Below are 12,559 nucleotides of genomic sequence, written 5' to 3'. Positions count from 1 at the left end.
TGTTTCAAATGATAGCACAATTTTTATGGTTTCACTTAACATCAAAAGAACAGCCATTCTAAAGATGACCAAATTTTAAATATCCAAAAATAAAAGTTGATATATGTTCAAGTTTGGCTCACTTAATTTTCCCGTAAAAGACTTCCATCAAATCAATAACCCCTTGAATCATCAAGGGGTTATTTTATTAGCCAAATACTTTATCAGCAGCTGCCTTAAATCGTGCAATCGCACCATCAACATCAGTTAGCTTATCTAGCCCGAACAGCCCGATTCTAAAGCTCTGATAACCCTCAGGTTCGCCAACTTGTAGCGGCGTACCAGCAGCGATTTGTATCCCTTGCTCTGCGAATGCCGCGCCTTTATGTATTGCCTCATTTGGCGCATGACATACCACGACACCGCGCGCTTGGTAGTCGGGATGGGCAACGCTTTGGATGCCTTTATCATTTAGTACCGCCAAGATGCCTTTACCAAGCTCAACTTGTGCAGATTTTAGCTTATCATAGCCGACAGCTTTCGCCTCAAACAGCGCATCTCTAAGCTGCTTAAGTCCATCGGTTGGCATGGTGGCATAATAGGCATGTCCGCCATTTTCGTACGCTGTCATGATGTTTAGCCATGCTTTTAAATCCAGCGCAAAACTGCTCGGCGTGCTGTCTAGCACCGCTTCACGAGCATCTTCAGACATCATCACAAGGCCAGCGCACGGGGTGCTAGATAGACCCTTTTGTGGGGCGCTGATCAGCACATCGATGCCCAGCGCCTTCATGTCAAGCCAGATGCAGCCCGAGGCGATACAGTCAATCACCAGCAGTCCACCCACCTCATGCACCGCCTCACCTAGAGCGCGGATATACTCATCACTTAGCATCATGCCAGAAGCTGTCTCGACGTGCGGAGCGAACACCACGGCAGGTTTTTGGTTGCGGATTGCGGCTGTCACCGCCTCGATATCAGCGGGAGCGAATACGGCTTTTTCGTCATTGGCATGGCTTGCACAGAATACTTCGCTTGACTTAGCCACGCCTGTTGCATCCAAAATCTGCGTCCAGCGGTAGCTAAACCAGCCATTTCGGATGATTAGACAATCCTTATCCTTGGCCAAAGCGCGCGCCACAGATTCCATGCCAGACGTTCCAGATCCAGGAACGATGGCGACTGCATCGGCATTATATAGTGATTTTAATTCTACAGATAAGTCACGCATGACTTCTTGGAATACCTTTGACATGTGATTCAGTGCGCGGTCGGTATAGACCACTGAATATTCCAAAAGTCCATTAGGATCGATATCATCTCTCAAAGCAGGCATCATTTTCTCCTTGGTTTCACCAAACTTTTGCATCAATGTACCAATCTTGGGCGCAAAAATCAACTGCCAAGCACACTAAATGCTTGAGTTTCGTGATAATTGGCAGAATCGAGGAGGAAAATAAAGAATGCTAGTCGCGATAAGCGTGATTTAGGGCGTGCGTCACCATCTCAAGCACATCAGCTTCGCTGTTTTGGGCAGTGTGGCGGATTAGCTTAGAGGGTGCGTGGGTCAGTGTCTGCGTCAGCGTGCGAGCAAGCTCTTTGACGACCTCGGCAGCATCATCGCCATCAGATAGGCGAGCTAAGGCGGTATTTAGTAAGCGCTCTTTATGGTTTTCGGCGGTTTGTCGATAGGCGGTGATCTGAGTGCGAGCGGTCTGCACATGCATCTGATGCTCGATATCCAGCACCAGCTGACTGACCATCAGTTCAGCCTCGACGGCGGCTTGTTTTCGTTCTTCAAGATTGCCTGCGATGACGTGTTGCAGGTCGTCCACCGAATATAGATAAACATCATCAAACGAGCCTACACTCGGCTCAATGTCTCTTGGCACCGCCAAATCAACCATTAGCATGGGACGATGTCGGCGGGCTTTTAGCGCCGCCTTTACCATGCCATGTGTGATGAGCGCATCCATGCTACCGCTACAGCTACTGATCACGTCTGCATCGGCGATGTGCGCACCCAATTCAGTCAGTGGCACAAGGTCAATCTGCACACTGCGATTGGCTGCTTTTGCCATCTCATGCAGCTCTGCTGCTAAGTTCTCGGCACGCTCTTTACTGCGGTTGGCGATGATGATGCGCCCCATGCCAAGCGCAGCGACATTATGCGCAACTAATCGATTCATCTCGCCTGCCGCCACCAACATGAAGGTTAAGCGGCTTGGCTCATCAAAAATCTGCGTAACCAGCTTGGCAGTGGCAAAGCCAAGCGTCACCGCCTGCGCACCCACTTTGGTATCTCGGCGCACCGCACGCGCTGCAGCAAATACCTGCTGAGTCAGCCAATCAAACCCGCGCCCCATGCCGCCAGATTCTCGTGACTGAGCGACTGCTTGGCGAATCTGCCCTAGAATCTGTGGTTCACCCAGAATCATCGAATCTAGCCCAGCCGCGACACGCAACCAGTGATTCAGCGCACGATTGTCTTCATAGATGTATAGAAATGGCGCAATGTCGTCAAGATTCAGACCCTTAAACTGTGCAAGCCAAGCTCGAACTCTCTGGGCTGCATCACTAATCTCAAGCTCGTCATCATACACAGCATCATCTGGCAGCTTGACATAGATCTCACTGCGGTTACAGGTTGAGACGATGACAGAGCCGTCCGTAATCGCCTTTAACTCATCAATGGCGCACGACAAATCCTGCCCGAACGATAACTTCTCACGAAGCTCGACGGGCGCGGTTTTGTGATTGACTCCGACGACGGCTAATTTCATTACAACTCTAAAAAAGCTGGATTTTTGATGAATGTTATTGATTTAAACCATCAAAAATTAATCATAAATTGTCTATTATAACAGCTTTTGGGTAATTTGTGACAAAATTACCAACAAAAGCATCCACTTAGAGAAAAAACAACGCAATAACACCTAAAGGCTTGAACTTATTAAAAATCCTTTTATAATAAGTCAGTTATTCATTATTTTTGTTGCCCATCCGGGTGAAAAACGCTATTTATGAACCTTTTATTTTGGATTTGCAAACACCCCATCAAAAAGAGTCGCCCTGCGTCCTCTTTAGGTGTCATGCACGCCAAAAAAACCAACAAAAAACGACTGGCGTTATTTCTGTGCTTTACCCTATCGATGTCGCACATGCATTCTGCGCAGGCAGGCGTATTTGACCCATTATTAAAGATAATACTCCCTTTCTATAAAAGCGACGAAGATAATAAGCAGCCACCCACCCAAGACACTCATGTCGATGTCACCGAAGACGACGAGCCGGTACAGCTTGCCGACGATGGCAATGATGAGCATTACGAGTCGAACATCGGCGATCTGCCAAGCGTTCTGCTTGATGACACACTGCTGGCTGATGATAGCGAGCCGATGCTTGGCGCGCCTGATTTATATGCGCTGTTATCCGCCGAATTCGCAGCTGATCGCGGCGATGTCGAGACAGCGCTTGCCATCTATAAGGCGGAGTCTTTTAAGGCGAATGCGACGGGTGTGTTTGAGCGCGCACTTAGCCTATCTATCGAATACGACACGCCTGCTGAGTCACTTGCCTTTGCCACCGCATGGCAAGCCAAAAACCCAAATCACACCCCTGCGTGGTTCTATGTCACGCATCTAGCATTAAAGGCGCACGACTACAATCAAGCCGTGCAGATGCTTGCGATGATATTGGATTATGATTCTAAGGCGGATTTGTCACAGATTTTTGGTAGTATTTTCCCAAATAATCCTACCGATCAGCGCGAACTGTTCTACGCACTGCAGAACATCGACAGCGCCAATGCATCGGTTGCGGTACTGCGCGCAGGTCTGCTCATGCGCCTAGACGAGTATGATGCATCACTGCTGTACATCAACGACGCGCTAAAAGCCGAACCCAAGAACCTTGCATTCATCAACCTAAAACTAGACATTCTAAGCGCCGCGAATCGCACGGATGAGCTGTGGAAATTCCTACACACCAAGCGCCGCCTGCTGCCCAACGAGACTTCATTATACCTCTACGAAATTCGCCATTTCATCAATATGGGCAACCTAAAAGACGCGTGGCAACTTCTATTGACCGCACACAAAAACACCCAAGACCCCGACGTGATACTATTATCGGGCTTGGTTGGCATTGATATTGGCGAATACCAACAGGCGGTGGAGTTATTAACCCCGCTCACCAAAAATGCCGACTTTGCCAGTCAGGCGCATTATTACCTAGGTATTGCTAATGAGAGATTGGGCGATGTGGCGCGCGCCAGATACCATTATGAACGTGTAAAAAATGACGACTTTGTGCTAGATGCGCGCACCAAAGTCGTGGGATTCTATTTGCTTGATAATAATGTCTCAGCCGCGATGTCGACCTTAGTGCGCCTGCGCGACGAATACGAAATCTATGCTGCCGACAGCTATATCCTGCAAGCCGAAATCCACCTGCGTCAAGGCGATATTCAGTCTGCCAGAGACATACTCATGACGGCCAATCGTCAATACCCTGACGATGATAGGCTGCTGTTTGCCAGTTATCAGCTGTTAGAAGATGATCTGGATGACACCGAGAAACGCCTCACCATCAATAAGCTGCTAAGCCTAGATGAGCACAACCCAAATTATCAGCTCGCCTCAGCGAAGTTAGCACTCATACAGAACCCTAATGATGAGCAGGCGCTGGCCATCGCGCAGAGCATCAGTACTATTCGCGCTGATGACCCACTGTATGACAAGGATCTACAGCTAGAGGCGCTGATCATGCTGAGCGAGAACGCACTTGTCAAAGGTGATTACAAAACCATCATCAACCTACTACAAGCACCTTATGAAGTCTCGCTTGACTTAGATGCAGGCATCCTACTGCTCCGTGCTTATCAAGGCTTGGGTGATGATGACACTGTGCAGCGACTACTCACAGAGCTTCAGAACAAGTATAATTTAAATCAAGACAGTGAAGCGCCAACCAGCACCGACACTCAAAGCTATTAACCCCACAAGGATTGCCATGAATACCAAAATTCTTCTTGCCGCTGCTGCAGTTGCTGCATTAGCCGGCTGTCAAACACTGCCAAAGACACAACCTGCACCGACTCAGACCATCAATGCACCGATTAAATTTAGCATTGGCGGTAAGATCGGCATCACCAGCGCATCTGCCGAAGGCAACCAATCTGGCACTGCATTTTATGCTTGGACGCAAGATGCTGAACGTTTCGCCATCGACCTGACAGGCGCACTTGGTATTGGCGCTACATCAATCAGTTTTGATGGCAAAACTGCCACGCTGACCAGTGAACGCACAGGCGAGATCAACGCATCAACCCCAGAAGAGCTACTGCTGCGTGCCACAGGCTGGCAAGCACCGATCAGCCAGCTGCCTTATTGGATCGTTGGGCGCGCTGCTCCTAGCGACAGTAATCACAGCCATGATGATGCAGGACGCCTGCTTAGCGCAACCAATGGCGACTGGACAGCGAATTTTGAATACAAAGGCAACACGCCAAACCGCCTACGCATCACTCACACCGATGGTCATCGCGTGGTGATGACGATGACTCATATGCAATGATGCGTATTTTTTCACCTGCTAAAATCAATCTGTTCTTGCACATCACAGGCGTGCGCACAGATGGCTATCATGACTTACAAAGTGTGTTTCGCGCGCTTGATTTTGGCGATTATCTTGAGATTGAACCCACAGATGGCGATCAGCTGGTTACGCTCTTAGGCGCTGATCACCTAACCTCAAGTCTTGATGACAACCTCATCGTTAAGGCAGCTCATGCCCTCGCCAAGATACATCCTGAGCGCACGACACCCATAACAATCACCCTAGACAAACACATCCCCACAGGCGCAGGGCTTGGCGGTGGCTCATCGAACTGCGCCGCCACACTCATCGCTTTAAATGAACTTTGGCAGCTGGGTTTATCCACCAAAGAGCTGATTGATATCGGTGCAAGCCTAGGCGCAGACGTGCCATTTTTTATTTTTGCGCATGCACATCGCTCGGATGCCATCGCCACAGGCATTGGCGAGATATTATCGCCCATCGCCCTGCGATCACGCGTTTATCTTTTGCTCATGCCTGATGCGCACCTTGCTACCGCGCATTTTTTTAAGCATGCTAAGCTTAGCAAAGACTCACCCTTGATGGATGGGCTTGAGTCTAAACAAGCAGGTTTTGAAAGATCATTAATCGCACCTTTTCATAATTGCTTTGAAGCCATCGCTGCCGAAGATAGCCCATCTGTCAAAGACGCGCTAGATTATCTACACAGTCTACCCAGCCAATCAACGCCGCGCATGACAGGCACGGGCAGCGCTGTTTTTTTACCACTCAGCACAGAAGATTTGGATCACGCCACCAGATGGCAACAGGGCGCACCTTGTCGTGCCATTATTTGCCATAGTCTATATGGCACGCAGGGCTGACTGCGGGCGTTTTTTAAAAGATTGAAAATTTTTAAATTTTTTATAAAAAACGCTTGCATCTTCCAAAAAATTCGGTATAATTATCCGCCTATATAGGGGCGTCGCCAAGTTGGTAAGGCATCAGGTTTTGATCCTGACATTCGTTGGTTCGAGTCCAGCCGCCTCTGCCATTTTTTAAAGTTTTTTTAAAAACTTTCTAGGGGTATCGCCAAGTTGGTAAGGCATCAGGTTTTGATCCTGACATTCGTTGGTTCGAGTCCAGCTACCTCTGCCATATTCAGTTAGCTTGCTAACATGAGCAATTAAGCCAGTTCTTCGGAATTGGCTTTTTTGTTGTTTGATTTTGTTTGAACCTCCAAAGCAGTTACAAGAAAAATCGCCAAAAACCTGCAAAATTTCCGCAAAAAATGCTAAAATATGCGCGTTCTATTCTTTCAGCCTTTTTATAGGAACCACGTATGTCATATATGGCCATCTTTTCAGGTAGTGCTAATCCACAGCTTGCCCAGACTGTCGCCGACCATCTACATATCCCACTAAGCAAAGCCGACATCACGCGCTTTTCTGATGGGGAAATCGCCATTGAAATCAAAGAAAATGTGCGCGGCAAGGACGTATTCATCCTACAGCCTACCTGCGTACCGACCAATGATAACTTGATGGAAGTGGTACTGCTTGCTGATGCGCTTCGTCGCTCTAGCGCAGGTCGTATCACAGCAGTGATTCCATATTTTGGCTATGCTCGCCAAGACCGTCGCCCACGTTCAGCTCGTGTGCCAATCTCTGCCAAAGTCGTGGCAGACATGCTATCAATCTCAGGCATCGACCGCGTGATGGTCGTGGATCTGCACGCCGACCAAATCCAAGGCTTCTTCGACGTACCTGTCGACAACCTATACGGCACCCCTATTCTACTAAGCGACCTAAAACAACAAAACTACGACAACCTAATGGTGGTATCACCCGACGTAGGTGGTGTGGTGCGTGCACGCGCAATGGCGAAGCTACTTGGCGATGCCGACCTTGCCATTATCGACAAGCGTCGTGCTCGTGCCAATGAATCTCAAGTCATGCACATCATCGGTGACGTTGATGGTCGCGACTGCGTGATCATCGATGATATCGTCGATACTGCGGGCACACTGTGCAAAGCCGCTCAAGCCCTAAAAGACAACGGCGCACGTCGCGTGGTGGGCTACATCACCCACCCTGTCCTATCAGGCAAGGCAATCGATAACATCAGCAATTCTGCCCTAGACGAGATCGTGGTGACTGACACCATCCCATTGTCAGAAAATGCCAAGACTTGCCCAAAAATCCGCCAAGTAAGCATTGCTTCACTACTGGCAGAAAGTCTGCGTCGTATCAATAACGAAGAATCTATCAGCGCCCTGTTCGACTACGGTGTGTGATTAGATAACGTTTGATCATTAAAGCCCGCCTATGGCGGGCTTTAATTATATGCACGCAATGCACCGCAATAAAAAACACCGCCTAGTTGACGGTGTTTTTTTGATGAGGGTGGCAGGTTTTATTTTAAACCTTGTTCCATCTATTCAAAGCGCTCTACAATAAAGTCTTTTGGTGGTGCGGTCATCAGACTCACCACGACAGTTGTAATCGCACTTAATAAGAAGCCTGGCATGATCGAGTAGATCGCATCGTTGGCAGGCTGACCATTGATCTCAAAACCACCATATACCCATATGATGACTGTTAGCGCACCGACGATCATACCCGCCAAAGCACCGTTACGGTTCATGCGTTTCCACATTAGGCTAAGCAGTACCAACGGACCAAACGCAGCACCGAAACCTGCCCACGCGTGCGAGACCAGTTTAAGTACAGAGCTGTCTTTGTTGCCTGCGATGAAGATAGCAAGTAGTGCAACCGCCACAACACAGATACGACCTACCAGAACTTGGCGAGCTTCTGATGCGTCTTTATCCAAGAACAACTTATAGATATCACGCGTCAATGAGCTTGATGCCACCAGCAGCTGGCTTGAGATGGTACTCATGATCGCCGCCAAAATCGCCGCAAGCAAGAAACCTGAGATCAAAGGATGGAACAGCAGCTGTGAGAATACCAAGAAAATCGTCTCTGGATCAGCCAGTTCCATGTTGTGATTGTGAATGTAAGCAACGCCAGACAGACCAACCATCAGCGCACCGATCAAGCTGGCAATCATCCAGCTCATGCCGATATTACGCGCAGTTGGTACGTCTTTTACCGAGCGGATCGCCATGAATCGCACGATGATGTGCGGCTGACCGAAGTAACCTAGACCCCATGCTGCCAGCGAAATCGCACCCATGACGGTCACGCCACTCATGATGTTAAACAGCTCTGGATTCACAGAACGCGCCACCTCGATGCCTGCTGACAAGCCACCAATCTCGCTGAATGCTACGATCGGCACAAGCAACATCGCAACCAGCATGATCACACCTTGCACGAAGTCCGTCAAAGACACCGCCAAGAAGCCGCCAAACAGCGTATAAGCCACAACCACACCTGCTGTTAGCCAGATACCCAGATCGTACGACATGCCTAGCGAGCTTTCAAACAGCTTACCACCGCCGACCAGACTCGCTGCGGTATAAACAGTAAAGAACACGATAATCACCACCGCTGACATGATGCGAAGTAGGTGCGACGTGTCATTAAAGCGGTTCGAGAAATAGTCAGGCAGGGTCAATGCATTATCTGCAATCTCCGTAAATACACGCAGACGCGGCGCAACCAATAGATAGTTCACGAACGCACCCAGTGTCAGACCGCCAGCGATCCACAGGCTCACGATGCCCGAAGCATACATATAACCAGGCAGACCCAAGATCAACCAGCCCGACATGTCCGACGCACCTGCCGATAATGCTGCTACCGCAGGGCTTAATTGACGACCGCCCAGCATATAGCCTTCGACGTCGTTTTGTTGTTTAAAATAGGCGTACACCCCAATGGCAATCATCAAAATAAAATAAATCGCCAAAGAAATCCATACACCAGTCGCCACAGAACTCATGGGACTCTCCTTCAAAAAATAAAAATTATCAGTGCCATCTCAAATCATTCCAATGATTTATTAAATAATCCAATGACGGCATAACGTTTTGTAACAAACGTATCTATTATATAACAAAATGCTACCAAAGTTGTAGTATTAATTGAGAATTTCTCTCAATTAATGAAAAATAAGCCTAAAAATATGCAAAATTTTGTGTATTTGAGCAATTTTTAAGCGCCATTTGGCTTAAACACGCCAAAATCCTTTGCTACTTTGGTGAATTTTTAGTATAATTATTCACTAATTTTCTAATGCTAAGCAATAGGAAATGACAGACTGGTCGCAAGTCTGAATTTATTTTTATTTCCCATTTTAAGGAATCATCATGAGCTATACTCTAAATGCTGTAGTACGTTCTGCAGAAGAGCAGGGCAAAGGTGCGAGCCGCCGCCTGCGTAAAGAAAACCTAGTACCTGCCATCATCTATGGCGGCAAAGGTGAGCCAGTTTCTATCTGCGTAAAAACCAACGAATTGGTTAAAGCGCTAGAAGACGAAGCGTTCTTCTCAAGCACCACAACGCTTGCTCTTGAAGGCGGCAACGAAGAAGTTGTAATCAAAGCACTTCAACGCCACCCATCAAAAGGCTTCCCACTACACGTGGACTTCCAACGTAAAGCTTAATCGCTGATACGACAAAAAGCCAGTAGATCATCTACTGGCTTTTTTTGTGTCAAAGATTTGTTCACTCTTGGGATAAAATTGACTATAATACGCATTGATTTTCATTTCACTAAGAACACAATGAGCATTAAATTAATCGTCGGACTTGGCAACCCAGGCAACGAATATAAAGACACACGCCATAATACGGGCTTTTGGTTTGTTGATAAAATCAGCGAGCAATTCGGCATCAGCCTAAGCCACGACAAGAAATTTCATGGCGATGTGGGTCGCGGTACGATCTTTGGTCAAGACGTTCGCCTGCTAAAGCCCGACACGTTCATGAATCGTTCGGGGCTTGCGGTTGCGCCTTTGGCGAAGTTTTATAACATCGCACCCAATGAGATTCTCATCGCACATGATGAACTGGATATTGCGCCTGGCAGTATTCGTCTAAAGACAGGTGGCGGACATGGCGGGCACAACGGCCTTAAAGACATCGTGCCACACATCGGTGCAGATTTTCATCGGCTGCGCATCGGCATCGGGCATCCTGGTCACGCCAGCAAAGTCAGCGGCTGGGTGCTGTCTAAGCCAAGCAGCGATGATGGCATCAGCATTGATAAAGCACTAGACTGCGCCCTAGATAATCTTAATCTCATCATGGCAGGCGACTTCGACAAGGCAAGAAACGCCATCAACGGATTTAAACTTAGCTGATCCTACTACGGTATCGGCTGATACTTTGATTAATTTTTGGAATTTTTATGATACTTTCTTTATTGGCGGTCGCTCTGGGCTTGGTACTGCTTATCTTTAGCGCCGATGCGTTCATTGATGGCGCGGTTGGCATCGCCACCAAATACCACATGCCCAAGATGCTCATCGGCGCACTCATCATCGGCGTGGGTACGTCAGCGCCCGAGATGGTCGTCTCAGCGCTGTCAGCATTGGCAGGCAGTCCTGGTATCGCATTAGGTAATGCTTATGGCTCAAACATCGTGAACATCACGCTCGTGCTTGGTGTGACAGCACTCATCGCACCGATCGCCATCCAAAAAGACGCCCTAAAACTTGACTTCCCCTGGCTGATCGGTGCGACCATTCTCACCGTGGTGCTGATGCTGGATGGGCATTTTAGCAGATTGGATGCGATCATCTTATTGGCGGTCATGTTAGTTAATATCGCCACTCAGATCTACATCGCCAAGACGCACGCCAAAGCCGCCAAAGAAAGCTCGATACTTGCCGCCTACGAGGAAGCAGAGGAAGAAGCAGAAGAAGATAATGAACTGCCCGACCCAGATGAAGTACACGTCGGTAAGTCGCTATTTAGATTGATTGTTGGGCTGTTCGTCATGATTGGCAGCTCACGCCTGATCGTTTGGGGTGCGGTTGAGCTTGCCACACTGTGGGGACTGTCAGACTTGATTATCGGGCTTACCATCGTTGCCATCGGCACCAGTCTGCCTGAGCTTATCTCTTCCATCATCGCTGCTCGTCGTGGTGAGTTTGATCTGGCTTTGGGTAACGTGCTTGGCTCGAACCTATTTAACACACTGGCTGTCGTAGGTATCGCTGCCGCCATTGAACCCATGGCGGTCGCAGCCGAAGTGCTTAGCCGCGATGTAATGGTAATGTGTGCCATCACTGCTTTACTGTTCCTTCTGTGCGCATTCGCCCTAAGAGGCAATGGCAAACTAGGACGCGGGGTTGGTGTTGGTTTTATCGCTTGTTTTATCGGTTATAGCACTTGGCTTGCCATGAGTGCCTTAGGTGCATAAACCACCCGCCCATCCATAAATAAACCGCTCATTTGAGCGGTTTATTTGTTCTAATTATACAAAGTAAATGCAAAATACCAGCAATAACATAGAAACTAAATTTCCAACGTAGGTATTTCCAATAAAGCCATCTATCAATTTTATATTTCCAAACCCGGATGGCACTACATGACGAGCAATAATAAGTTATCAACAAGTTAAAGTTTTTACTATACACTCTTATCAAAAGTCAAACTCTTGGGTCTTTGCCAAACTGATTGTCACCTTTTGTTCCTGGCAAACAAATAAACAATAACCAGCCCAATATGCTCACAAAAGGAATAAAAGCTATAACCGACCATCCAGGATTGATATCAGCATCCTGCAATCTTTTAGCTGCAAGAAAAGCCTGGATTGCCATGGTAATAAACCAAGATAAAAATACTAGCGAGGTGCCGTATAAAAAATATGCAGCCAAGATACCGAAAAAAGTAACTACGGAGCTAAGGACTATATAATCTAATCTTCGCAATCGCCCCTCAACTTTGATTACAAAATCATCATGGTTTTCCTCAGAAGCTTTTTTAAAGCACTTCTCTTCTGTCGAAATATTGATGCCTCTCCCCTTTTTTGACACCCCGGATACTTTATTTCTTGCTTTTTGCTTAGTTTGCTTAGTTTGCTTAGTTTGCTTAGTTTGCTT

10 protein-coding genes, 2 tRNA genes and 1 pseudogene are annotated in these 12,559 nt (G+C 47.8%); 9 read left to right on the top strand and 4 right to left on the bottom strand.

All coding sequences use genetic code 11. The features are described 5' to 3' along the window. Positions 1 to 187: 187 nt before the first annotated feature. A complete protein-coding gene (locus GY683_RS02355; RefSeq protein ID WP_297287216.1) occupies positions 188 to 1,315 on the bottom strand; it encodes an aminotransferase class V-fold PLP-dependent enzyme in 1,128 nt (375 codons plus the stop codon). A 130-nt stretch (positions 1,316 to 1,445) separates the two neighbouring features. Further along, complete coding sequence (hemA, locus tag GY683_RS02350; RefSeq protein WP_297287215.1) at positions 1,446 to 2,762, bottom strand: glutamyl-tRNA reductase; 1,317 nt, start codon at positions 2,760 to 2,762, stop codon at positions 1,446 to 1,448. A gap of 240 nt (positions 2,763 to 3,002) precedes the next feature. Here hemA and GY683_RS02345 point away from each other — a divergent pair, with 240 nt between their 5' ends. The 6 genes from GY683_RS02345 (at position 3,003) to GY683_RS02320 (ending at position 7,834) form a co-directional block, all read left to right on the top strand. Next, the gene (locus tag GY683_RS02345) at positions 3,003 to 4,976 is read left to right on the top strand and encodes a tetratricopeptide repeat protein (RefSeq protein ID WP_297287214.1); all 1,974 of its coding nucleotides are present in this window, start codon (positions 3,003 to 3,005) and stop codon (positions 4,974 to 4,976) included. 16 nt (positions 4,977 to 4,992) lie between these two features. Then, positions 4,993 to 5,556 carry an outer membrane lipoprotein LolB gene (locus GY683_RS02340; protein ID WP_297287213.1) on the top strand — a complete coding sequence of 188 codons (564 nt, stop codon included), beginning with the start codon at positions 4,993 to 4,995 and terminating at the stop codon, positions 5,554 to 5,556. Beyond that, entirely contained in the window at positions 5,556 to 6,422 is an 867-nt protein-coding gene (ispE, locus tag GY683_RS02335; RefSeq protein ID WP_297287212.1) for a 4-(cytidine 5'-diphospho)-2-C-methyl-D-erythritol kinase, read from the top strand. The genes GY683_RS02340 and ispE overlap by 1 nt, the downstream gene beginning before the upstream one ends. Before the next feature lie 94 nt (positions 6,423 to 6,516). Next, positions 6,517 to 6,592 (top strand) — tRNA-Gln (locus GY683_RS02330). Between the two features lie 28 nt (positions 6,593 to 6,620). Continuing rightward, positions 6,621 to 6,696 (top strand) — tRNA-Gln (locus GY683_RS02325). Positions 6,697 to 6,880: 184 nt separating this feature from the next. Beyond that, positions 6,881 to 7,834, top strand: a complete 954-nt coding sequence (locus tag GY683_RS02320; protein WP_297287211.1) for a ribose-phosphate pyrophosphokinase — start codon at positions 6,881 to 6,883, stop codon at positions 7,832 to 7,834. Between the two features lie 140 nt (positions 7,835 to 7,974). On the opposite strand, the gene putP is transcribed toward GY683_RS02320, so the two are convergent. Continuing rightward, complete coding sequence (putP, locus tag GY683_RS02315) at positions 7,975 to 9,450, bottom strand: sodium/proline symporter PutP (protein ID WP_297287210.1); 1,476 nt, start codon at positions 9,448 to 9,450, stop codon at positions 7,975 to 7,977. A gap of 364 nt (positions 9,451 to 9,814) precedes the next feature. Between putP and rplY the strand changes: the two are divergent. The 3 genes and pseudogenes from rplY to GY683_RS02300 form a co-directional block, all read left to right on the top strand. Continuing rightward, a pseudogene (gene rplY / locus GY683_RS02310) lies at positions 9,815 to 10,105 on the top strand (50S ribosomal protein L25); the annotation flags it as partial. Between the two features lie 129 nt (positions 10,106 to 10,234). Continuing rightward, positions 10,235 to 10,813, top strand: a complete 579-nt coding sequence (gene pth, locus GY683_RS02305) for an aminoacyl-tRNA hydrolase (protein WP_297287209.1) — start codon at positions 10,235 to 10,237, stop codon at positions 10,811 to 10,813. Between the two features lie 47 nt (positions 10,814 to 10,860). Next, complete coding sequence (locus GY683_RS02300; protein ID WP_297287208.1) at positions 10,861 to 11,877, top strand: calcium/sodium antiporter; 1,017 nt, start codon at positions 10,861 to 10,863, stop codon at positions 11,875 to 11,877. A 229-nt stretch (positions 11,878 to 12,106) separates the two neighbouring features. On the opposite strand, the gene GY683_RS02295 is transcribed toward GY683_RS02300, so the two are convergent. Next, on the bottom strand, positions 12,107 to 12,559 hold a 453-nt coding region (locus GY683_RS02295), incomplete at its 5' end, for a DUF805 domain-containing protein (RefSeq protein WP_297287207.1).

Source organism: Moraxella sp. (assembly GCF_024227015.1).
Taxonomy (GTDB): domain Bacteria; phylum Pseudomonadota; class Gammaproteobacteria; order Pseudomonadales; family Moraxellaceae; genus Moraxella.
Note: the sequence above shows the minus strand (reverse complement) of the source record. Positions and strands in the feature narration are given on the sequence as shown.

Coding starts and splice junctions, on each gene's coding strand:
- GY683_RS02355 (WP_297287216.1), bottom strand. CDS start 1,315: ATGCCTGCTTTGAGAGATGATATCGATCCTAATGGACTTTTGGAATAT.
- hemA (WP_297287215.1), bottom strand. CDS start 2,762: ATGAAATTAGCCGTCGTCGGAGTCAATCACAAAACCGCGCCCGTCGAG.
- GY683_RS02345 (WP_297287214.1), top strand. CDS start 3,003: ATGAACCTTTTATTTTGGATTTGCAAACACCCCATCAAAAAGAGTCGC.
- GY683_RS02340 (WP_297287213.1), top strand. CDS start 4,993: ATGAATACCAAAATTCTTCTTGCCGCTGCTGCAGTTGCTGCATTAGCC.
- ispE (WP_297287212.1), top strand. CDS start 5,556: ATGCGTATTTTTTCACCTGCTAAAATCAATCTGTTCTTGCACATCACA.
- GY683_RS02320 (WP_297287211.1), top strand. CDS start 6,881: ATGTCATATATGGCCATCTTTTCAGGTAGTGCTAATCCACAGCTTGCC.
- putP (WP_297287210.1), bottom strand. CDS start 9,450: ATGAGTTCTGTGGCGACTGGTGTATGGATTTCTTTGGCGATTTATTTT.
- pth (WP_297287209.1), top strand. CDS start 10,235: ATGAGCATTAAATTAATCGTCGGACTTGGCAACCCAGGCAACGAATAT.
- GY683_RS02300 (WP_297287208.1), top strand. CDS start 10,861: ATGATACTTTCTTTATTGGCGGTCGCTCTGGGCTTGGTACTGCTTATC.